At 52.3% G+C, this 22,281-nt stretch carries 18 protein-coding genes; 16 read left to right on the forward strand and 2 right to left on the reverse strand.

From position 1 onward, the window contains the following. Nucleotides 1-48 precede the first annotated feature (48 nt). The 9 genes from PT964_RS18155 (at nt 49) to PT964_RS26575 (ending at nt 9,998) form a co-directional block, all read left to right on the forward strand. On the forward strand, nt 49-1,632 hold the full coding sequence (locus PT964_RS18155) for a hypothetical protein (protein ID WP_274364783.1): 1,584 nt from the start codon (nt 49-51) through the stop codon (nt 1,630-1,632). 75 nt (nt 1,633-1,707) lie between these two features. Beyond that, the gene (locus PT964_RS18160; protein ID WP_274364784.1) at nt 1,708-2,187 is read left to right on the forward strand and encodes an ABC transporter permease; all 480 of its coding nucleotides are present in this window, start codon (nt 1,708-1,710) and stop codon (nt 2,185-2,187) included. Between the two features lie 81 nt (nt 2,188-2,268). Further along, nucleotides 2,269-2,658, forward strand: coding sequence for a hypothetical protein (locus PT964_RS18165; RefSeq protein WP_274364785.1), 390 nt, complete (start codon nt 2,269-2,271; stop codon nt 2,656-2,658). A 10-nt stretch (nt 2,659-2,668) separates the two neighbouring features. Further along, nucleotides 2,669-3,217: a hypothetical protein gene (locus PT964_RS18170; RefSeq protein WP_274364786.1), complete on the forward strand. Its 549-nt coding sequence runs from the start codon at nt 2,669-2,671 to the stop codon at nt 3,215-3,217. Beyond that, a complete protein-coding gene (locus tag PT964_RS18175) occupies nt 3,204-4,187 on the forward strand; it encodes a hypothetical protein (protein WP_274364787.1) in 984 nt (327 codons plus the stop codon). The genes PT964_RS18170 and PT964_RS18175 overlap by 14 nt, the downstream gene beginning before the upstream one ends. A 114-nt stretch (nt 4,188-4,301) precedes the next feature. Further along, nucleotides 4,302-5,414, forward strand: coding sequence for a copper amine oxidase N-terminal domain-containing protein (locus PT964_RS18180; RefSeq protein WP_274364788.1), 1,113 nt, complete (start codon nt 4,302-4,304; stop codon nt 5,412-5,414). Then, entirely contained in the window at nt 5,415-9,239 is a 3,825-nt protein-coding gene (locus PT964_RS18185; protein WP_274364789.1) for a DUF5704 domain-containing protein, read from the forward strand. A gap of 34 nt (nt 9,240-9,273) precedes the next feature. Then, entirely contained in the window at nt 9,274-9,714 is a 441-nt protein-coding gene (locus tag PT964_RS18190; RefSeq protein ID WP_274364790.1) for a hypothetical protein, read from the forward strand. A gap of 131 nt (nt 9,715-9,845) precedes the next feature. Continuing rightward, nucleotides 9,846-9,998 carry a winged helix-turn-helix transcriptional regulator gene (locus tag PT964_RS26575; protein WP_425262765.1) on the forward strand — a complete coding sequence of 51 codons (153 nt, stop codon included), beginning with the start codon at nt 9,846-9,848 and terminating at the stop codon, nt 9,996-9,998. Here PT964_RS26575 and PT964_RS18195 read toward each other — a convergent pair. Then, nucleotides 9,985-10,569, reverse strand: coding sequence for a hypothetical protein (locus tag PT964_RS18195; RefSeq protein ID WP_274364791.1), 585 nt, complete (start codon nt 10,567-10,569; stop codon nt 9,985-9,987). The genes PT964_RS26575 and PT964_RS18195 overlap by 14 nt on opposite strands. 298 nt (nt 10,570-10,867) lie before the next feature. Here PT964_RS18195 and PT964_RS18200 point away from each other — a divergent pair, with 298 nt between their 5' ends. The 4 genes from PT964_RS18200 (at nt 10,868) to PT964_RS18215 (ending at nt 18,198) form a co-directional block, all read left to right on the forward strand. Then, complete coding sequence (locus tag PT964_RS18200) at nt 10,868-11,209, forward strand: TnpV protein (protein WP_274364792.1); 342 nt, start codon at nt 10,868-10,870, stop codon at nt 11,207-11,209. Between the two features lie 3,584 nt (nt 11,210-14,793). Then, nucleotides 14,794-15,738 (forward strand): DEAD/DEAH box helicase family protein, encoded by a 945-nt coding sequence (locus PT964_RS26670; RefSeq protein WP_337995049.1) that lies wholly within the window; start codon nt 14,794-14,796, stop codon nt 15,736-15,738. Nucleotides 15,739-15,975: 237 nt separating this feature from the next. Continuing rightward, a complete protein-coding gene (locus PT964_RS18210; protein ID WP_274364794.1) occupies nt 15,976-16,170 on the forward strand; it encodes a transposon-encoded TnpW family protein in 195 nt (64 codons plus the stop codon). 81 nt (nt 16,171-16,251) lie between these two features. Next, on the forward strand, nt 16,252-18,198 hold the full coding sequence (locus PT964_RS18215; protein ID WP_274364795.1) for a DUF4368 domain-containing protein: 1,947 nt from the start codon (nt 16,252-16,254) through the stop codon (nt 18,196-18,198). Between the two features lie 117 nt (nt 18,199-18,315). On the opposite strand, the gene PT964_RS18220 is transcribed toward PT964_RS18215, so the two are convergent. Then, nucleotides 18,316-18,546, reverse strand: coding sequence for a helix-turn-helix domain-containing protein (locus tag PT964_RS18220; RefSeq protein ID WP_010274573.1), 231 nt, complete (start codon nt 18,544-18,546; stop codon nt 18,316-18,318). 628 nt (nt 18,547-19,174) lie between these two features. Here PT964_RS18220 and PT964_RS18225 point away from each other — a divergent pair. The 3 genes from PT964_RS18225 (at nt 19,175) to PT964_RS18235 (ending at nt 22,279) form a co-directional block, all read left to right on the forward strand. Next, the gene (locus PT964_RS18225; protein ID WP_274364796.1) at nt 19,175-19,561 is read left to right on the forward strand and encodes a hypothetical protein; all 387 of its coding nucleotides are present in this window, start codon (nt 19,175-19,177) and stop codon (nt 19,559-19,561) included. A gap of 390 nt (nt 19,562-19,951) precedes the next feature. Beyond that, nucleotides 19,952-20,728 carry a ParB/RepB/Spo0J family partition protein gene (locus PT964_RS18230; protein WP_274364797.1) on the forward strand — a complete coding sequence of 259 codons (777 nt, stop codon included), beginning with the start codon at nt 19,952-19,954 and terminating at the stop codon, nt 20,726-20,728. 483 nt (nt 20,729-21,211) lie between these two features. Beyond that, nucleotides 21,212-22,279 (forward strand): endospore germination permease, encoded by a 1,068-nt coding sequence (locus PT964_RS18235; protein WP_274364798.1) that lies wholly within the window; start codon nt 21,212-21,214, stop codon nt 22,277-22,279. Nucleotides 22,280-22,281 lie beyond the last annotated feature (2 nt).

Here is a 22,281-nt window from a genome sequence, read left to right on the forward strand (position 1 = left end):
ATGGAAATCCTTGTTAGTTAATTGGTCAGTCGTAGTTTTTTTTCGGATGTGCGTCATCATTATCATCGTCACGGCATGGTGGAAGAAGCCATTTATGAAACGGCGGACGGCGCGTCGTATGAGATGGCGCTGCACGGACACGAAATATACGAAGTGCTCACGGCAAGCGACGCCGAGCAGCGGCTGGCGCAGTATATCGTGAGCGCGCCGAACCGCTATTTGCAGGGCTTGGCCGGGCTGTCGCATCTGGTGAAGGAATACGGCGACAAACGAACCGCAACCGGTTCCGTGTACTTGAAGGCGCTCGGGAAGCTTGCGACCGAACTGAATCTGGAACTGCTGCGACGCGAGCGCCTCAGTTTCCTGTTGCAAGGACTGACCGCCATCGCGCTGTTGCCGCTGCTGTTTACCCGGCCGATCGAAGCTTGGGCCAGCCATTACTTTCCGGCCATGGACGCCTTTTATGCGAGCACGACCGGCTGGATCGTGAAAATCGGCCTGATGGCGGTCGTATGGCTGTCCTACGTTCTGCTGCGGAACATTCAAGAACTGGACGCGAGTCCAAAACCAACCGGCCGAAAAAGATGGGAGAAACGGGTTTACGAATGGCCTTGGATGCGCTGGCTTGTGCATCGTTTCGGTCCCGCCCCCGGTTCCCGGGAAGCTGACCGCATGGTCAAGCTGCTTAAAGACACCGCATCGCCGCTTCGTCTGGAATGGCTCAATGTGCAGCGCATCGTGGCGGGTTGCATGGCTTTTCTGGCTGTGCTCGGGATGTTTATGGCGCTTCATGCCGCAAGCCGGCATCAAATCCTGTATGCGCCGGTAAAGCCGGGCATCCTGTTCGGCCAACTTTCGCCGGAGGAGGAAGCCAAGGCGCGCGAGGCGGCGGCGCTCGATCGCCGCATCATCGATCGCGTAAAGGAGGTGAAGCATCGCACCGAAGAAACGGTGACGGCCCTGCTCCGCAGCGAAACGCCGACGGCGAATCAAGACGATCAGCTTCGCGCCGCGGCTCGGCGAATTATGGGCAAGCTCACGAAGCTGGACAATCATTATGTGAAGTGGTGGGAAGCGCTCCTCGCCGCTCTCGCGGGATGGGGCGGCTACGCTATGCCGGTCGGCGTTCGGATGTTCCAGCGGCGCATGCGGCAGATGGAGATGAAGCATGAAGTGGATCAGCTGCAAGCCGTCATCGCCATGCTGGCGGATCTGGACCGGATGTCGGTCGAGCATCTGCTCATCTGGATGGAACAGTTTGCCCGCGTTTTCAAGGAGCCGCTGCAAACCTGCTTGCTCCATTTCGAACAGGGCGCGGTTCAGGCGCTGGCGCAGCTGAAAGAGGATGCGCCGTTTGTGCCGTTCGTCCGCACGGTCGAAAAGCTGGAACTGGCGGCGCAAAGTTTGCCGATTCGGGAAGCGTTCGACGACCTGGAGTCGGAACAGGCTTACGCGCAGGAGCAGCGCAAACAGGAGTACGAGCAATTGATCGAGCAAAAGGCAGGCTGGGGAAAATGGATCGGGTTTGCGCCGATGATGGCCCTCATTTTCGGCTATCTGGTCATTCCGCTCGTCATCGTCAGCTTGCACCAGATGTCCGTTTACTACGAACAGCTTCAGCGCATTCAGTAAGCGGACATGTTGCGGCGCTTTCCAAACGGGAAGTGCTTTTTTATTTTCTATCTTACTTGAAGGAGAGATCGGTTCATGTCCAACGCACAAAAAGCACTCGTGATGGCGGCAGGCATTTTTCTTGCCATCGCGCTCATTACCCTCGCCGTCGTATTGTTTATTTCCGCGCAAGACTCCACCAAGGCGGCGCAAAGCAATTTCAGCAATATCCAGACGGAGCTGTCGCAAACGGCGTTTACGGTATATGACAACACGACGTTGTCGGGCAGTCAGGTGGTCAACGCGCTGCGCAAGTTCAGCGATCAGGACCAGTTCGGCATCCAGATTGTCACCGGGAAAAATCCGGCGGGTCAGTGGTATGGCAAGGTGATCAACACGGGTGTTCCGACCGACAGTGTGACCTACGGCTCAGTGGTTGGTGAAGCGCCGGGGCAACTGAGCCATGCGCTCGATGAATCGAATATCAACTACGTCAATCCGAGCGGCAAATTTCGGGCGCAACTGGTGCACGATAGCAGCAACGTCATTCGCGGCATCGTGTTCCGGCAGCAGTAAGCGCCCTTACTGACATCACAACGCTGACGGGGCGTCCTTTCGGGTATAGACGGACGCCCAGTTTTTCCAAGGAGGAAGCCGATGGAACATGCCCCCAGAACGATGCTGGAAATGAGTGTGGCCTGTCTTCTCTTTCTGATGGCCGTAACGAGCGGACTGCTGCTCTTTCAAACCGGGGCCGCGCTGAACGCCACCGCCTATGTGTCGGGAAAGTCGCTGGATCGCAACATGCAGATGACGTTTTCGCCGATTGCCGGCGACGGCACCGTATCCGGCGCAGAGGTAGCGCAATCCATTGCCCGGCTGGAGACGGGAGACGCGGAAATTGTGGTGGACGGCGTTCGATACGCGCCGCCGCTCGATCGGGACCAGTTCGTCCCCGCCGGCATTCGCCTGAATGCCCGGTATACGGCAGTCGCCCAGCGAGATGCGTCCGGACAACTGGTGCGTCTCATTTTCGCTTTACGCTAAGGAGAATGCCATGAACAGTATCTCGAAAGTTTTCGCGGCGCTCATTGCCGTTCTTTTGCTCTACCTCTACCCCATTTCCGCAGCCTTCGACCAGCAGGACGATATTTCGGAACTGGTCGTCCTGAAAGCGACGACAACGTTTGTGGATGCAGTGCGGGACAAGGGCTTTGTGTCGCCGAGCATGTATACGGACTTTATGGAGGCGATTGCGGCAACGGGCAACACCTTCGATGTGCAAATGGAACACGGAAGCAAAAAGTACGTGCCGGTTTACGACGACCCGACAAGGCCGGATACGTTTCGGGGCAGCTACGAAGTGCACTACGACATGTTTTACAACGCGCAGATCCTGCCCATTCTGTTCCCGAACAGCGCGGCCGCAAAAGACGATCCGGCGAGACGCTACAAACTGCGGGTCGGCGATACATTTGCGGTCACGGTTAAAAATACGAACCGGACTCCCGGCACGATCCTGTTCGATTTCCTGAACCAGGCCATCAGTCCGAACGAAAAAATCTTCATTCCTTACGGCGGGGTGGTGCGCAATGAGGCTGATTGAATGGGCCATTGTCGGGGCGCTCATTTTCCTGCCGTTTGCGATCGTGAACCGGATTGAAGTCGAAACGCAGCGGAAGGCGCTATTGACCGAGCTGCGCTATAACGCCGCGCTGGATGCGGCGGTGGATGACGCGGCGCGGATGTTAACCGTCAATACCGACCAGCGGCGGGAGACGCAATACGAATCGGCCAAGCGGGTGGCGCTGAACAAGGACGAGGCGATTGCCGCTTTTTTTCGGACGCTGTACGCAAGCTTCGGCATTGCCGACGATCCCGTTGCGCAAGGCGTACTGGGTCGGTATATCCCGGCTATTGCGGTGATTGGTTACGACGGCTTCTACGTCTATGCCGAGGAGGAGTGGACGGGAGCCGACGGGAAAACGGAACGGAAACCGGTCTGGGGAGCGAAAAAGCCGTATGCTTACGCCGATTCATCGGGCAACAGTCTTTCATTCACACTGGACGATTTCGTCCTCGCTTACGATGCGGGCAGCCGGAGCTGGCACGAAGGCTTGCGGGTCGACGTCGGGCAACAGACGAATATTGCGCTATTAAAGGATGCGGAGCGATTTGAGCAGGTGCGCCGGAGCACCATCGTCCGCGCAATTGAAGACGAACTCGCCTACCGGATCAACAAACACAACGAAGAGGTTTCCCGATTTGGTCTCTCTTACACGTTTACATTGCCAACGATTTCACAGGAAGAATGGAACAATACCGTGGATGACGTCGGGGTGCTTGCTTTTATCCAGGGCATTCCGATGGGAGGCAAGTTTTACAACAACTACGCCCTCGGCGGAAGCCGCGTGCTCAAGAAGCCGGAGATTGTCGGGGCCAGGAAAGGAAGCATGAAGGTGTATTACCGCAGCACATGCGGCTTTACTTATCCGGTGGAAGAGACGTTTTCCAGCGAAAAAGCGGCCGCGCAAAAAGGCTATATGCCGCTGGACTGTCCTGTCTCTCCATCTTAACGAGCCTTGGCTGTTTCGGAAAGTGGACACGCCGTCAGATCGGCTCTATGATGAACGTGACAGCCGAAATCTTCCAAACTTGTCATGACCCCTATTAAGAGAGGAGCGAATGGCGTGAGAAAATGGGTAATTGCAGGACTTGTCGCCGCGATGATTTGCAGCTTGTTCACCGTAACGGCAAGCGCGGCGAGCCGACTTCCGTCCTTTGTCGGCGTCGTCATGGACGGACAAAAAATCTGGTTTCCCGATGCGCAAGCATTTGTCGATGAAAACGACCGGACGCTCGTGCCGGTTCGATTCATCGCGGAAAAGATGGGCGCGAACGTAGGCTGGGAGCCCAAAACCATGACCGTACCGATTGAGCGGGACGACCTGCATATTGTGCTTACGATCGGCGATAGCAGGGCGCTCGTCAACGGCAAGGAGGTGGCCTTCGATTCGAAGGCGATCACCAGCGGCGGCCGGACGTTTGTCCCGCTGCGTTTTGTCAGCGAAGCGCTGGGGGCGGAAGTGAATTGGGACAGCCCGACTTCAACCGTCTTTATTTCCACACAAGAAGAAGCCAATGAGAAGTATGATGAATGGGGCCGTCTGATTCGCGCAACCAACCTGCCCAAGAATGCGCAAGATTATCCTTATATACTTGCCGATGTGCCGAATGAAGCGTATGAGATGGCCTATCCCTACTCGCATCCTACGGACAGCAAAGTTTCATCGGTATTGTATTCAACCATACCGGAATTCAATAAGAAAAACGTGGATATATGGATGAGCCAACTGAAAACGTTTGGTGCACTTTGGCTGAACGTAGATTACAAAACGATTGACGACACGTGGGCGCAGGCGGTATTCGCCACGAAAATGCAAAGCTCCAATGCGGAATTGAAATACATCCAGCGGTATGTGGATTGGGTTAAAGAAAACAAGATTCAAATTGAAGGATACCTTGATCCCGAGCCTTCCATGATTTATAAAGACGGGTTTGGAAATAATTATGTACGTTCCAAGTTCAGAATCAAATTCAACTCATTCACGGAAAGTAAAAATTTGCTGTACGATGAGCGGTTCCCCAATGATCGCAAACTCGATAAGCAGGTTTGGTACGAAGGTTACGCGGATATTTCCCTTTCCACGAATGTTGGCGGCGATTGGGGCAGTACATTGAAAGTCGATCCGGGAGCCAGTTTATTCCGCAATTATTTCATCAGAAAGGCGGACTCGGAATAGATGAAGAGAAACAAACTCATAAAATCGGCGTTGAGCGTGCTTCTGGCATGCTCTTTTTTATTTTCGGGTTTTCCTTTCACAGCGAAAGCCGAAATCCCAAAAGTAAGAACCGAGGCAGGAAAAATCAGCTTTGAAATCACAAGTACGGCTGCAACGTCATCCATTAAATACAGAACTGTGGGTTGGACGGTGCGCCGTGACCAATTATGTTCGAATACGACGCCCAAGCAGTGCGGCGATCCGAGAAGCGGCCAACACGCTTCTTTTTTGGACCAGCAAGTACGGCAAGTAGGACAGGAACCGAATCCGCCCATCCCCGGCCAGCCTGTCACGACCTATTACGAAGTTAGCGAGGCGCTCGTCACGGAAGGTATGTGGAAAGCGGGCATGGGCGACATCAAAGACAACGACGACTTATATTTGTATGCCATCATGGTGTCCATCGACGGAAAAGGCAACGTGCGCAAAGGGCCCTTTTATACGCTGGATGAGATCAAGAGGGCCGAACCTTGGGCGCATCCGGACGACTTGGACGATTATTTCGGCATCCATGTACCCTATCGAAGCGCGGAATTTCCCGTCGATGTCATTGCGAAAACCTTAGGCGGCAAAGTCATTCAAAATCCGGAAGTTACGTTTCAAAAGGGCAAGTACAAAATAGGTGAAACAATCAATCATGAATTTCCCGAAACGATCGAGGATAACGGAAAAACGTATACGATCGTTCGATCCTATTTGTCGCCTAAGCAGGACCCGACGCGGAAAGACTGGCTGCAAGAAGACCCGGAAACCAATCCGAAGGTGCGAACGCGAAGCTTTACGGTTGCGCTGGGCGGAACAGATGCCATCGCCGAATATGCGGAGAACAATCCGGTGAAGGCCATTTATCAGAAGGAAGACGGCACCAAACTCAAAGAAGTGGACAAAGGCGTTTTCGCAACCGGCGATGAAGCGAACCATACGTTCGAAGGACAAATCACTTCCGGCGGTCAGACGTATGAAATCATCCGCTCTTACATTACGAACAATAATAAACCCGACGAGAAGCTGTTCATTCAGGAAAAAGGTGACCCCAAGCTCAAAGAGCGCTCCATTCTGGTGGGATCGGGCGGCTCCAACTTTATCGGCATTTACAAAATTCCCTCCTCGGTAACGGTCACGTCCCGGATTGAAGCGCCGGAAACGGTCGACCAAAACGTGACCGAAGTGGACGGGAATTTTGTTTTTGAAGTCAAGTCGTTAAAGAATTTGAAGTTATACGAAATCACGGATATTCGAAATGCCAGGCTCGTTCAAACGGGCGACAAAACCGGAACCCTCTCCGGCACGTCAACGAGTAAAACGATTCCGATCAAAATCCCGTTCACGTCCGGAGACAAAGTGAGCGTGCAAATCACCGTCGTCGTGAAGGATGTGGACGGCAATACGGGGGATTCGACATCGGACCATTCGGTGCGTAAAGGCGACGGGGGCGGAGAACCTCAACCGGGCGATTCCCAGCAGGCCGAAGCGATGGAGCCGAACGTTTCTGCCGTCATTCAGGCGGATGCGCGCGGCTCAGAAATATTTGATGTGCTGCAAGGCATTCCGACTTCAGAGAGCCTGTATGTGAACGCTTTGGCCAAATCGTACTTGTACCGAAACACGTTCACGGAAACGACCGGCACGAAGCAATACCCGATTCAGGTGAGTAAAACATATACCCTTACCTGGACGGAGACGCGATCCGGCCCGCCCGATGCGGACGGGAATCCGACGACCATTACCGTTCCGCGTTCAGATACACAGACGGTCACCAAAAACTATTTGATTGAACGCAAGTACAGCTTCTGGACGATTCAAAATCTCGAAGTGTACGGCATTCAAAAGGCGACGGTCTCCAATTATGCGCTTCCTTCGGGGACGGTTACACTGGAGCCGAATGGCTATACGCCGCCAACCGTTTCCGCCGCGCATGATGCGTCGCTCAGCGCGCATATTACCGATCCGGTTTATTCGAATGTGACGCTGCCCGGACAAACGATTTCCGGCGGTTCCAGCCGGCCTTCCGTACCGAACGAGGACTGGAAGTCAACTGCAGAAAGCGCCATCGGCAAGATTAAGGTGAAAAACGACTCGTTCGTTTTTAACGGAAATACGATTATGGACAATCGAATCGTTGAAGAAAAAGCGCCGACGCCGGGGGCGATACCGGCACCGCCGATGATTGGGCAAGATGTGCTGTACGGCAAAGGTTATCTCATTGACGCTTCCAAAACGAACAAAGCGAATCAGCCGAGTACCGGCACCATCTTTTATACGCTGGTCAAGGGCATTGGCGGCGGAGAAAACAAGAGCTTTCCGATCGGCGGCATCAATCCGGTGACCGTGCATACGCCGGTGGTGAACTACGCCTCGGTGTCGGACGATCAGGACCACAACCAGAAGACAACACCGACAGCGGGAAGATCCGCGCTTATTCTGGACCGGCCCTTTACCGTGACGATTCCGACAAGCGGCCCGCACAAGGACATCAAGGGCTACGGCAATCGGGATTATGCCAAGTATGTGAGGGACAAGCAGGTACGCTTTCCGTTCGATGTGTACAAAGCGGATCGCACGACGCTCGTCCCCAAGGACACGTGGGTATCCATCCCGGTCGGCCAGATGCAGACGACCTTCTATTTGCCCGTTTGGGTGGACGAGGGCCATTACGACGTGTTATTCCGTACCTTCGCAGAAAACAGCCCGGCATCCTTCACATCCCAGATGAATGCTAATCTGGACTTGTCCAAACATGTGGCTACGCAGGTGGTTCCGGTGGAAGTGATCGGCCGCCTTTATGACTTCCGCATCACCGACATTGCCGATTTTGCATGGGAATCGGTGTTCCGCACCCAAAAGGGCAGCGCGACGCCGACAGGAAACGTCTATTGGGTCGGCACGAAAGGCATTGACGGCGCGGCGAGAGGAAATACTCCTCCCTACGTGCTGCCGGTACGGCAAGGCAGTCACTCGGAGAGCGGCAAGAAAAATGTTGTGGTCAAAACGGGTTACCATGTCAAATTCGAAGTCATGACGAAAGGCAACATGTTCGGCTCGGGCGACGGGATTAAAGTCACGCCAACCCTTTACTTCGTAGACAGCAAAGGCCGCAATCGGCAGGAAGTCGATCTTTACTATCATTCAGGCAGTCAGCGGTTTATTCGCATCGGTTCCAGCGACGATGTTGAGAAACGGTATGTGACGCTCGACGCTCGCCTGCGCAATGTGCCGAAGCAGGAGTTGACCGACACCGCAGCAACGCTTTGGTCGCTAAACGGTTCGCCCGGAGCGAAGCAGACGTTTATCGAACAATATGTAAAGGATGCGCAGAAGCCGACGTATGTGGGCGGCTACGATATCATGCTGCTGCCGCCTCAGCTTCGGACGTTTGTCGGAAGCATGCAGGTGCCCTCCGGCATCGATGCGGCCCGCGCCAACGCTTCGGTGCAGAAGTGGTTTGGCGAATACAGCTTGCCCGCCGCGCCGTACGTGGTGCCGAAAGGCTTCAATCTGGCCGAGTACGGCCGCACGCACCGGCTGGACGACCATGCGCCCGTATTTCTGAAGGATGGGTACATCATCGTCAATTTCAACATCGAAACGATCCGCAATCAAGACTTGAACCACCCGCATCTGCAATACAAAAACGCGCCGCTGGACAATCAGTGGCGAATGGAAGGGTTTCAGCGAAGCTTCGTCGATCCATACGGGGCAACGTTCTCCCTGCTGGACGGCGATGTCGTCTTTTATCATGCCAATTTGTCCAGCTACGACGATTATGGCACAGGGGGAGCCCATTAGAGGACACTTGTATACCAGCCGGGAGGAAAAGAACATGCTGGAAAGACTGCAAACGGCCGTGTCGGAGGACGCGGCCTATTTTTATTCCGCTTCGATAAAGAAGGATACGGAACGGGGTTGCATCGGGCACCTGCGCGGTTATTTTGGCAGCAGCGGCGAGGCGTTCTGGTCTACCTGGTTCGATCATGCGCCAACGCTTAAAACGCCGGCTTTCCGGGCGGAACTGGATGCGGTTGTGCGGGCATTGACGGAGCAGGGACTTCTTCAAAGCCGCAGCCAGATGCACCGTTTTTGCCTGTCGCATCTGGAGGCCCGATTATCGGGGGCGTGGCATTCCGGCGTATACGGCTTTTGTTTTCAAACAGAGCGCCATCGGTACTACCTGCGTTGTTTCCCGCATGCGGGAGACTACAATTTCTATCTGTACTGCTACATCCGGCCGGATCGTTTGTCGGAACGGTCGCCGGAGCGTTAGCGTCTGCTGAGGAGGAAGCCTATGAACGATCTCACCAGGTATAAACTGCTGGCCGGAGCGAAGGTCCCTCCTGCAGCAAAGCTATTGTATAGCTACCTGATGGACCGCGCGGGCGGCATGGCTGCATCTTGTTGTCCGGCAAAAAGCTGGCTTCGGAGGTGGGTCTCTCTCCTTCCACTGTCCGCCGAAATCTGCATCGACTGCAACTTATTGGACTCATTCGGATTACGGCTCGTTATTCCGAGGAAGGCATTCGCCTGACCAATCAAATCACGTTTCGGTAAGGGAGGTGCTCTCATGACAGCCAAGTTGCAGCGCATCGTCGAACTGGCTGCCAGCACGGCTCGCACGGTGACGAATCACCCTGACCGCTGGGCAGATTTTTTGCGGACGGCGGCCTGGAACTATAAATATCCGTTTCAGGATCAACTGTTGATCTACGCACAACGTCCTGACGCAACGGCCTGCGCGCCGATTGACGTCTGGAACAAGCGGCTGGATCGCTGGGTGAAACACGGCGCAAAAGGGATTGCCCTGATTGAAGACCGAGGCAACCACCTGGGTCTGCGCCATGTGTTTGACGTATCGGATACCCAAAGCAGACGCCAGCCGCAGGTGTCGCTTTGGCGGTTGCAGGACAGCGACACGGCTCATGTGATCGAAACGCTGGAAAATGCGTTCGGAGCGCCGGACGAGAGCGAACGGCGTGCGGATCTGCCTGCCGCGTTGCTCGCTGCTGCGCGGAATGCGGTGGATGATAACAGCGCCGATTATGTGGCGGAGTTGATGAAAGAGCGGGAGAACAGTTTGCTTGAGGACCTGGACGTTCCGCATGTGGAATTGTTGTTCAAACAAGCGTCTGAAAAAGCCGTCGCTTATATGGCCTTAACCCGCTGCGAGTTGAATCCCGAACTTTACATTAGCACCGAGGATTTGTCTTCCATTGGTTATTTCAATACGCTTCCAGCATTATCCCATTTAGGCGCAGCGATCAGCGATGTGTCCGAGATGATGCTGCGGGAAATTGAATCGACCGTCCGGGCGCTGCGCCGGGATGCACAACGTGCAAATGAGGGTCAGTCGCTTCATACCCTTGCAAGACCCGATTCCTTGCCGCACAATGAAGCTACCCTGCAAGAAAGGAAGGATGAACATGGAACTGACGTACACGCCGCAAGGGGATTATCTGCTGCCCAACCTGACGCTGAGCGAAGCGGAGACGACCATCGGGAAGTACGGGATGATGCGCAAGACGTTTCTGAAAACCGAGCGGAAGGGCATGTACGCCCATCTGATGTTGTCGGAGCAGTTGAACCGGCATCTGGCGGACATCGACCGGACGGCGCGGGAGCAGATCGACCGGACGATGCAGGAGATGCTCGCTTCTTACCCGGCCCCGGACAAGGCGAGCGATCCGCTGGCCTGGACGGGACATATGAACAACCTGAAGCAGCAGGCGGAGGAACTGATTCTCGCGGAACTGATTTATCATTAAAATGGTACGACCGGGAAACGGAGGACCGAAGTCTTCCGTTTTTTCATGACCAGGCCATCATCAATGACATGCTTCGAGCCGCGCCGCTGCGGGAGAGCAAGTCGGACATCGCAGCATTTTTCCTTGCTAATGAGGACGAGCGCGAGCGCATGTTGTATGTGCGCGGTTTGTTTCCGGCAGGCATCACCGAACTGACGCTTGATGAAGGCGTACGAGCAGGATTTGAACCGTATCGCAACGTTTTGCATCTGTGGACAGGTACGGCGGAGGAACGCACGGCGCAAAGCTTTTACGATTGGGGTGTCATCGCCGGGCATATCAACAGCATGATGCTGTTGAACGAATTTGACTTGTCGCGAAAGTCAGAACCATCCATCGAGCAACAGACGCTGTGGATGGAACAAGCGGAGGACGCAAAAGCCTCCGCTTTTTTCATGCCGCAAGCGGTTATTGACGCCATTTTGCAAAACGGCAGCGGCTTTGAGAACGGCAAGTTTCGGATTGCGCTGCATTTCCAGCAGTCGCTATCCGCACAGGAGAACGCCGATTTCCTGAAACGGGAATACGGGACCGGCGGGCGTCTTCCCGCGCTGATCGGCACGGATATTCACATGAATTATGACAGCAAAGGCATCACGCTGACCCGCGGCTCCATCATGAACCCGGATACGCAGGTGGTGCTGCCGTGGATGAAGGTGCAGAAACGTATCGGCGAACTGCTGGCAGCGGGCCGTTACTTGAACCGGGAGGAAGCCGAGCGGTTGCCCGCCTTTTCGGAAGAACAGGAGGAAAAGCGGCGGCTGCAAGCGGCGGAAATGGCCAGGCGCGAATTGCCGCAGCCGGATGCATCGTCGGGGCTTTCCCGACCGGACGCGCAAGCGGAACCGGAACACACGCCTGTGAATCGGGAACGGGCGCGCTACGGTTATGACGCAGGCAGCACGGTCTGGATTGGTGCGGACGAATATGAAGTTGTGCAGCTGGAGCAACGAACAGTGGTGCTGCAAGACCGTCAGTTCCCGCTCTTCATCAAAGAGGTGAATCGCCGGGATTTTGAGCGAATGCTGCGCGAAAACCCGCTGAACGATCATTTGATTACCGGAGAGCAGGAATCGGAATGGACTGACGAAACGGCATGGGAAACGGCGGAAGATGCGGTTTTACCGGAGGAGAAGCCGGTGACGGAAGGGCCAGAGACCGTATCGCAGCCAGACACTTCCCTTTCCTCTGATGGTGCGGCCGGCCGCACCGCGCCAGCCCGTCCGTCTGTCCCGGCTGTCAACTACCGGATTACGGATGATGAACTGGGGCATGGCGGCGCAAAAACGAAGTTCAAATGGAACATGGAAGCGATTCGGCTGCTGAACAAGCTGGAACAGGAGCAGCGGCAAGCGACAGCGGACGAGCAGGCGATACTGGCTCGATATGTCGGATGGGGCGGCATTCCGCAGGCGTTTGACGAAGCGAACACGCAGTGGGCAGCCGAATATGCGGAACTGAAAAATGTGCTGGAGCCGGAGGAATATGCATCCGCCCGCGCGTCAACGCTGAATGCCCATTATACGTCTGTGACCGTCATCAAGGCGATGTACGACTGTCTGGAATCGATGGGCTTTCGCAGCGGCAATATTTTGGAGCCGTCCTGCGGCATCGGCAATTTCTTCGGACTGGTGCCGGAGTCGATCCGAGGCTCGCGGCTGTTTGGCGTGGAACTGGACAGTATTACCGGCCGTATTGCCAGGCAGCTATACCCGCAGGCGTCGATTGCGGTCAGCGGCTACGAACAGACGAATTTGCCGGACAGCTTCTTCGATCTCGCCATCGGGAACGTGCCGTTCGGCGGTTATGGCGTGGCGGATAAACGTTACGACAAACACAAGTTTCTCATCCATGATTACTTTTTCGCCAAGACACTGGACAAAGTGCGTCCGGGCGGCATCATCGCCTTTATTACGTCCAAAGGAACGATGGACAAGCAGAACCCGGCGGTTCGCAAATATATTGCGGAACGCGCCGAACTGCTCGGAGCGGTGCGTCTGCCGAGCAATGCGTTTCTGGCCAATGCCGGAACCGAAGTAACCGCCGACATCATCTTTTTACAGAAACGGGATCGCATGGTCGCCGTCAGCGAGCAAACCGAAGCATGGCTATCCCTGTCCGAGACAGCGGACGGTGTGCCGGTGAATCGTTATTTCGCGGAACATCCCGATATGGTGCTGGGCACAATGGTTTTTGACGACCGGATGTACGGTAACCGTCAAGAAACGTCTTGCAAGCCATTCCCGGATGCCAACCTGGATGAACTGCTGCGCGAAGCGTTGTCGGGCATCCATGCCGAATGGGTGGAACTGGAACGGGAAGACCAGCCGGAGGAGGAAGAGCCTTCCCTCCCTGCCGATCCGTCTGTCCGCAATTTCAGCTTTGCGCTGGTGGACGGTCATATCTACTACCGGGAGAACAGCCGGATGCGCCGTGTGGACACGTCGGCTACGGCAGCAGGTCGCATCAAGGGAATGATTCAGCTAAGGGACACCGTGCGCGAGTTGATCGAATACCAAACCGAAGACAATAGCGATGAGATGATTGAGCAGCAGCAGCGTAAGCTGAATGCGCAGTACGATCGGTTTACGGCACAATACGGCCTGATCAACAGCCGCGCCAACAGTCTTGCTTTTTCGGATGACAGTTCTTACTTTCTTCTTTGCTCGCTTGAAATCATTGACGAGGAAGGACGACTGCTGCGCAAGGCGGATATGTTCACCAAACGAACCATCCGTCAGCGCATCCACGTTGAACAAGTAGATACCCCTTCGGAGGCGCTTGCGGTTTCCATCGGCGCAAAAGCTCGTGTCGATTTGCCGTATATGGCGGAGCTAACCGGTATGACGGAAGAGCAGCTGATTAAGGAACTGCGCGGCGTCATCTTTCCTAATCCCGAAAATCTGGACGAGGAAGGTAAGCCGATCTACGAAACGGCGGATGCGTACCTGTCCGGCAATGTGCGGGAGAAGCTGCGTGTGGCCAGACAGTTTGCCGCATATGATGCCGAACGTTACGGCGAAAACGTCAAAGCGCTTGAAGCGGTACAGCCGAAAGATCTGGACGCTTCTGAAATCGACGTCCGCCTGGGCGCAACTTGGCTGCCGCCGGAAGACATTCGGCAATTTCTGTTTGAACTGGTGGACACGCCGCCGATGTACCAGACTTACATCAACGTCATGTATTCCGAATATACGGCGGCCTGGAACGTCAAAGGCAAAAGCGATGATCGCAGCAACAATATTAAGGCGAACGTCACGTACGGCACAAACCGCGTTAATGCGTACAAGATTTTGGAAGATACGCTCAATCTGCGGGACGTGCGCGTATTTGACACTGTATATGAGGACGGCGTGGAAAAGCGTGTGTTAAACAAGCAGGAGACGGCCATCGCCCAGCAAAAGCAGGAGATGATAAAAGAAGCGTTTCGCGATTGGATATGGCGAGATCCGCAGCGGCGCGAACGGCTGACAAGGCTGTACAATGACCGTTTTAACGCCATCCGTCCCCGCGAATACGACGGCAGTCATATTCGATTTACCGGGATGAACCCGGAAATCCGACTGCGCCAGCATCAAGTCAATGCGGTTGCCCGCGCATTGTACGGCGGTAACTCCCTCTTCGCCCACTGCGTCGGCGCGGGCAAAACATTCGCCATGACCGCCGCAGCGATGGAGAGCAAGCATCTAGGGTTATGCAACAAAAGCATGCTGGTCGTTCCGAACCATTTAACCGAACAGTGGGCGGCGGAGTTTTTGCAGCTTTATCCGTCCGCGAATATTTTGGTGGCGACCAAAAAGGACTTTGAAACGAAAAACCGCAAAACGTTTTGCGCGTGGATTGCCACCGGCGATTATGACGCGATCATCATCGGTCATTCGCAGTTCGAAAAAATACCGATTTCTATGGAACGTCAGCGGCAGCAGCTGTATGAGCAGATTTCGGAAATTACAAACGGCATCCGAGAACTTAAGGAAGCCAGAGGCGAACGCTATGCGATCAAGCAGCTTGAAAAAACGAAAAAGACGCTCCAAACGAAGCTGGAAAAGCTGAACGATACGAGCCGGAAGGATGATGTCGTCACCTTTGAGGAACTAGGCGTAGACCGTTTATTTGTGGACGAAGCCGACTCGTACAAAAACCTGTTTCTTTATACGAAAATGCGCAATGTGGCTGGGTTGTCGCAGACCGAAGCGCAAAAGTCGTCGGACATGTTTGCCAAATGCCGCTATTTGGACGAACTGACCGGAGGCCGGGGCATCATCTTTGCGACGGGCACGCCGATCTCCAACTCCATCACCGAGATGTACACGATGCAGCGCTACTTGCAGTACGAGCGACTCAAGCGGCAAGGTTTGCAACATTTTGACGCCTGGGCTTCGACATTTGGCGAAACGGTTACGGCGATAGAGCTTGCGCCGGAAGGTATAAGCTGTGGTGGAGGGTTTTCCTCAAATACGAAAAAGTATGGTCAACTCATTTGTGGCTAAATGGATTGGCTGACGAAAAAGAATTTGCAAGTGTACCGATAATCTAACGGTTGGAAGCCTGCGCATGGAAGGAAACGGATGTCCATGCGCAGGAGAATAATTCCTATCATACAGGCTGAAAAGAAGACTGCCAATGGCGAAAGCGTGGCGATCTGTCTTGTTCAGCCTTTTTGTGTGCTTTTGTAGCTCTGAAATCGCGCTGTAAGCCAGCGTATTAGGAATGAAAGGAGCCGCTACATGACCGAATATCAAAACCCGGATGCTGTGTCGCCGAAACCCGATTTACCCGCCGCCGCGCGCAGGTTATCCTGCAAAATTGGCTCAACGACCTACGATGTGACGATTCATTTCAGCAAGACTAGCAAGGAAAACATGAATGACAAGATACTGCGTCTTGTCCGCAACGATCTGCAACGCCGCCTGACGGAGTAAACGGCACAATGGAGGCGGCAACTGAATGCATGATAAAATGACACTAGCCACAAATGAGTTGACTGTCTGAAAGGAGCTATTATGTTTAGACAGTCAAATGAGAAAATCACCGCCCTGTACGAACGCCTTTCGAGAGATGACGAATTACAGGGAGACAGCAACAGCATTGTCAATCAGAAGAAAATGTTGGAGGATTACGCAAGGAATAACGGCTTCAAGAATCTTGTTAACTTCACAGACGACGGCTATTCAGGCACGAACTTTGAAAGACCTGGCTGGAAACAGCTCATGGCAGAAGTTGAGCAGGGAAAAGTCGGCGCAATCATCGTCAAGGACATGTCGCGAGTCGGGCGGGATTACTTGCGCGTTGGCATGTACACGGAGGAATTTTTCAAAGCCGGTATCCGCTTTATTGCGGTTAATGACAACGTGGACAGCGAGAACGGAGAAAACGACTTTACTCCCTTTCGCAACATCATGAATGAATGGACGGCAAGAGACACCAGCCGCAAAATCCGAGCGGTTTTCCGGGCAAGGGCTTTGGAGGGCAAGCGCGTTTCACCTTCCACTCCCTACGGTTATCTGCGCGAACCGCAGGACAAGCAAAAATGGATTGTAGACACGGAAGCCGCGGAGGTTGTGCAGCGCATTTTCCGGCTTGTAATCGAAGGGTATGGCGTCTACCAAATCTCTGATATATTGACCGCTGACAGGGTGCTTATTCCTTCCGCTCATTGGGAACGCATCGGGGCAGATAATCAAAGGCACAAGCATTATCAAGACCCGTACCGTTGGCGCGGCGGCGTGGTGGCAAAAATCCTTGAGCGGATGGAATACATGGGCCATACCGTGGCTTTCAAGACCCATACCGTATCCTACAAAGACAAACGCTCCAAGGCGACAGCGCCGGAAGAACGGGTAATCTTTGAAAACACGCATGAACCCATCATCGACCCAGAAACGTGGCGCAACGCCCAGCGGCTGCGCCGAACGGTGCGTAAACCTGATAAGAAAGGAAAACCAAGCAGGCTGACAGGGCTTCTTTATTGCGCCGATTGCGGCGCGAAAATGACGCATGACCGCTCCATTGACAAGCGGCCGGGCAGAAGTGCCAAAAATGAATATTACTGTTCCAGCTACCGCACACAAACCCGTAGCTGTACAATGCACTTTATCCGCGTTCCCGTTGTTGAGACACTTATTCTGAATGCGCTGCGGGAAGTTAGCGCATTTGCGCGGGCAAACAAGCAGGAATTTATTCGTCTGGTAACGGACAGCACTTCCATGCGGCAGGACAAATCGGCAAAGCAGCAGCGGAAGAAGCTGACCGCATATAGGAAGCGCAGTAATGAACTTGATACGATCATCCGCAAGCTCTATGAGGACAATTTGAGCGGGAAGCTGTCGGACAAGCGTTTCGAGAAGCTAACCGGCGATTATGAGCGAGAGCAGGAAGAACTGGAGCAGACTATAGAGCGCATACAGAGTGAGATTGACAACATGGAGAAGCAGACGGTCAATGCAGATCGCTTCCTGGACTTGGTTGACCGCTACACCGATTTTGAGGAACTTACTACGCCTATGCTCAATGAATTTGTGGAAAAGGTAGTTGTTCACGAAAGGGTTAAAGGCAATCGCTACACGACCACGCAAAAGGTGGATATTTATTTTAACTTTGTGGGATTGGTGGAGTTGCCGGGAGAGAAAAATAACGTCGTCCCTGGTAGTAGTACCCTGCAAAAAACCGTTTCAAAAAAGGCAATGAAAGCTTATGCGCCCCTTAAACAGTATTTGGAACAGCAGAGTGCCGTCACGCTTCAATTGACCATTTCTGAAATTGAGAAGGTCGTTGGGAGAAGACTGACGGCGACTGCGTACAAATACAGGACGTACTGGTATCCGCAGAAGAATCGTCCATTAGCCAACATCATCTATAATGCCGGCTACGACGTTGAAAAGTTGGATTTGGAGCGTCAGGTTATTCTGTTAAAAAGAGCAGAAACTGACGTAAAGCAGTTTATAAGCTAATTAGGATGGATACATCGGATGAGACGCGCCTAAGAAGCGGGGGATAAGGAACGTTGGGGAAGCGTTCATACAATTTTACATGACATAAGGAAGCGAGATTGCATTCGTTTGTCATAGTTAATCCTGTTCTCGAATACGCCCGTAAGGTTTGGGGTTATCGGTCAGCCCTAATAAATAATCGACACTTACTTTATGGAACTTCGAAAGTTTTATTAAAACAGATGTCGGAATATCCAAATCACCGCTTTCATAGCGGGAATATGTGGCTTGAGTAATATTTAAGTGTTCCGCCATTTGTTGTTGTGTAATGTCTTTATCTTCTCGTAAATCCCGTACCTTTCTATACATGTCTATCACCCAAACCAATACTACTTTATGCGGTTTTAGTATATTGACATTTATGCGATTTTCGTATAATTTTGGTTCTGTGGTATATTTGTAGGAAAATGGAATTGCGTGGGGGTGATGGAGTTGTTTTATTTCACTTGGCTAGAAATGCCTACTTGGGCGAGAGTGATTTACTTAATAGCGGGTATTTTGTCATGGGTTACCTGTTTTATACTTGAAGCAAAATATCGGCGCGAATTAAAAAAATGCCGGGAAAGCGCTCCCGACACCCAAACATATATTCATTAAAGGTCGTCAATACAGTTGTTGTCCAATACCTTTCCTCGTAAAAGGCGCGGCATATTTTCGCAGACAAAAAGCTAGGAGATAAATTCCTAGCTTTTTGTGTTGATTTACACTTTAAAATGGCGTTAATAGACGATCCAATTGATTGATTTTTATTTCAACAACAATATTTTCGAAAAGCGCATTTCTGAAAGATAATCACGTTTCAAATTGATGTTCGCGCCGCGAGATGGTTGTCTCGCGTTGAAGCAAACATTGAATTTGGGCTCTCAAATTTGAATGTTGAAGGCTGCCCCCCAATCCCCACTATTCATACTGTCGCGGGCGGCGAAGCAGTATAGCTTTGTCTGCAAAGGGATATGGGATTTACAATGTGATTGATTTCTATACGAATCAACAGGGGGTGATGAAAGAAATGAGCCATATTTCAGAAATCTTCGAGAGAGCCCATATTCAATGTATTCGTGAATTTTTGCTACGCGGTGTGGCGGGCACCGACACTAATCCGAAGAGCATTAAGGAACGGGTTGACGAAGCGCATAAGTCGGTTATCGAGCTACTTGAGAATAAGTTCCCCGACATGGCTGAATACGAGGAAGTAACAGCAAGGGTTTATGACTACGCAGGTACTTGTGAAGATGTGTATATGGAAATCGGAATGCAATGCGTGTTTATGCTGGCAGTGCAGATGCTCGCTAATTCACAGGTTAAACCGGAACCAGCCAAATAACTTACCGAAAAGGTCGCTGTAATTCAATGGCGTCCTTTTTCTTCACTTAGAAGATCCAAGTGTCAGAACGGCGAGTCGACACCGTTCTGACGCTTTTTATATAGATGAACACCTCTGCCCGTAAAAAGGTGTGTCAAACTATGTTTTCAGTGGCGCTGTATGCTGTCAGAAAATAGCGGGGTCTTAGGGGCGATGCCCCTAACATGCGAATTTGGATATCCAAATTCAGTGCTTGCTACAACGTGAGACAGCCGTCTCACATTGCCTGTAGATCACCTGCCGGGAAAAAAGGAGGAGCAAGTCCGATGAACGAAACTGTTACGACAATTCCTATAGAAAAAGCTACACCCGTTCCCTGACAACCCCTATCAGGTTGCGGATAACGACGAGTTGCAGGCCATCGCGGAAAGCATTCGGGAGCATGGCGTGATCACGCCGCTTGTCGTGCGGCCCCGGGACGAAGGAGATTATGAAATCATATCTGGACACCGTCGTATAGCGACTTGTGAAAAGGCGGGGATCGCTGCGATCCCTGCCTTTATTCGTGAAATGGATCGAAACGCGGCGATTATCGCCCTGGTGGACAGCAATTTGCACCGCGAGCATGTATTGCCGTCCGAAAAAGCATGGGCCTATAAGATGAAACTGGATGCTATCAAACGGCAAGGGCAGCGTAATGATTTGGCCGATATTGGAACTCCTGACCAACTTGGACAGAAGTCGCGGGAGCACGTTACCGTTGATGTTGGAACGAGTGCGACGCAGGTGCAACGCTATATCCGTTTGAGCGAGTTGATTCCGTCGCTTCTGGAAATGGTGGTCAGCGGCAAGGTGGCATTCAGTCCTGCCGTGGAGTTGTCCTATCCGACTGAAAAAGAACAGAAAGCCTTGCTGGATACGATGAGCAGCGAGGACCGTACTCCTTCCCTATCCCAAGCCCAGCGCATGAAAAAGCTGAGCGCGAACGGTCTGCTCGATATGGACGCGATTTTCAAAATCATGACCGAAGAAAAACCGAATCAACGGGAGCAAATCAAGCTGCAAATGGAAACCATCAAGGAGTATTTTCCAAAGGGCTATACGGCCCGCCAGATGGAGCAGACCATATTGAAGCTGCTGGAGGAATGGCGCAAAAAGCGGGAACAGAGCCGCGAGAACAGCCGCTGACTTTTTCCCGGATGGTATATGGGGGGAGGATCAGCGAAGCTGACGCCACTCACATTGTATATGTAATTAAATGATTTCAACAACTACAGGATGAAAGGGAAGATGTCGCTTCCACTCAAGCGCAGACGGTCAGTGAGTGGGTCATTTTTAAATTGGCATTAGTGGGTCATTATAAATCCGGCCTTGACATACAGCTACAGTCTTAAAATTTTCCGTAAATCTATGTTCTCAACTTCGCCTCAAATGCTCACAGCAAGAAAAATGTAACCTAAATTGGTTGGAACTGAAATCTCAATATGTATACCGAAGCATACTTAATGAGACAATGTGGAATAAAATCTGCGAAATTCTAATTCCCGAATCAAAACCGGAACTTTCTCGAAAGGGAATATCTAAAGTGTGTGACTGGTATGAAGATGGTTAAGGAGGGAAAAGTAAATGATGATGTTTCCATTTTCTGCTTACCAAGGTTAAGGTGAACTAATGCCGAAAATTTCACTTATTCAGATGTACATGATCATCATGCTTTCAGTCGGTCTGCTGAACCACGTCATCATCATACCGTTACTGCTAGGTGCGTCAGGGCGAGATTCCTGGCTTGTCGTGCTTCTTGTTTTAGCTGCTTCGCCAGTATGGGTGGGCGTTCTGAGCTATGTCCTAAAAAACATGAATGGAATACTTATTAAGGATTGGTTAAAGCAGCATTTTGGAGTATTCTTCTCGGCAACCTTGATTGTTTTTTACAGTGTGCTTGTATGGCTTATGGGAACTATTTCCTTGAAGGATACACTAACATGGACGATTGCAACATATATGCCTCAAGTTCCCATGCTTGTTCTCGCTTCAGCAACGCTTGTCGGATGCTTCTTCGCGGCATCTCAAGGACTTCGCACCATTGCGATATTAAGCGGTATTCTGCTGCCCTTTGTCGTTATTCTGGGCGACCTTGTCATGACGGCGAATTTTCAGTTTAAAGAGTACACCATGCTTTTTCCGCTGCTCGAAAATGGGACATCACCGCTTTGGAAAGGCGTTCCGTACGCCGCTGGAGGATTGCTGGAGTTGTCGCTACTGACTTTGTTACAGCACAAGATGACGAAGAAGGCTGGCTTTAAAAGTCTAATGCTGATTTGCATGATATTATCCGGCCTAACCATCGGCCCTTTGATGGGTTCGATTGCCATGTACGGGCCACATGAAGCGGCTCACCAACGATATCCCGCTTTCGAACAATGGAGAATGGTTCGACTTGGCGAGTACGTCGAGCACGTCGATTTTTTCTCGATTTACCAGTGGTTGTCCGGTACATACATTCGAGTGTCCCTCTCCCTGTTCCTTCTGAGCGAATTGTGGAATTTGCAAAAATATAAGTGGCTGCCTATATTGCTTGGCGCATTATTCATGCTGGTTGCTGTTTTGATGCCAGTCAGCGATATGGTATTTCAAGACCTGCTTAGTCGATATTACTTCCCATCGTTTTGTGTCTTTACCATCGGAATTATGCTCATATACGTATTCCGAATTTTCATTTCAACACGGAGGAGCAATTGAAG

This window comes from Paenibacillus thermotolerans (genome assembly GCF_028745515.1).
Classification (GTDB): Bacteria; Bacillota; Bacilli; order Paenibacillales; family YIM-B00363; genus Paenibacillus_AE; species Paenibacillus_AE thermotolerans.

Bases quoted from the DNA above. Each gene is read 5' to 3' on its own strand.
- PT964_RS18215 (WP_274364795.1), top strand. From the start codon at position 16,252: ATGTTTAGACAGTCAAATGAGAAAATCACCGCCCTGTACGAACGCCTT.
- PT964_RS18210 (WP_274364794.1), top strand. From the start codon at position 15,976: ATGACCGAATATCAAAACCCGGATGCTGTGTCGCCGAAACCCGATTTA.
- PT964_RS18160 (WP_274364784.1), top strand. From the start codon at position 1,708: ATGTCCAACGCACAAAAAGCACTCGTGATGGCGGCAGGCATTTTTCTT.
- PT964_RS18170 (WP_274364786.1), top strand. From the start codon at position 2,669: ATGAACAGTATCTCGAAAGTTTTCGCGGCGCTCATTGCCGTTCTTTTG.
- PT964_RS26670 (WP_337995049.1), top strand. From the start codon at position 14,794: ATGAACCCGGAAATCCGACTGCGCCAGCATCAAGTCAATGCGGTTGCC.
- PT964_RS18165 (WP_274364785.1), top strand. From the start codon at position 2,269: ATGGAACATGCCCCCAGAACGATGCTGGAAATGAGTGTGGCCTGTCTT.
- PT964_RS18190 (WP_274364790.1), top strand. From the start codon at position 9,274: ATGCTGGAAAGACTGCAAACGGCCGTGTCGGAGGACGCGGCCTATTTT.
- PT964_RS18175 (WP_274364787.1), top strand. From the start codon at position 3,204: ATGAGGCTGATTGAATGGGCCATTGTCGGGGCGCTCATTTTCCTGCCG.
- PT964_RS18200 (WP_274364792.1), top strand. From the start codon at position 10,868: ATGGAACTGACGTACACGCCGCAAGGGGATTATCTGCTGCCCAACCTG.
- PT964_RS18185 (WP_274364789.1), top strand. From the start codon at position 5,415: ATGAAGAGAAACAAACTCATAAAATCGGCGTTGAGCGTGCTTCTGGCA.
- PT964_RS18235 (WP_274364798.1), top strand. From the start codon at position 21,212: ATGCCGAAAATTTCACTTATTCAGATGTACATGATCATCATGCTTTCA.
- PT964_RS18220 (WP_010274573.1), bottom strand. From the start codon at position 18,546: ATGTATAGAAAGGTACGGGATTTACGAGAAGATAAAGACATTACACAA.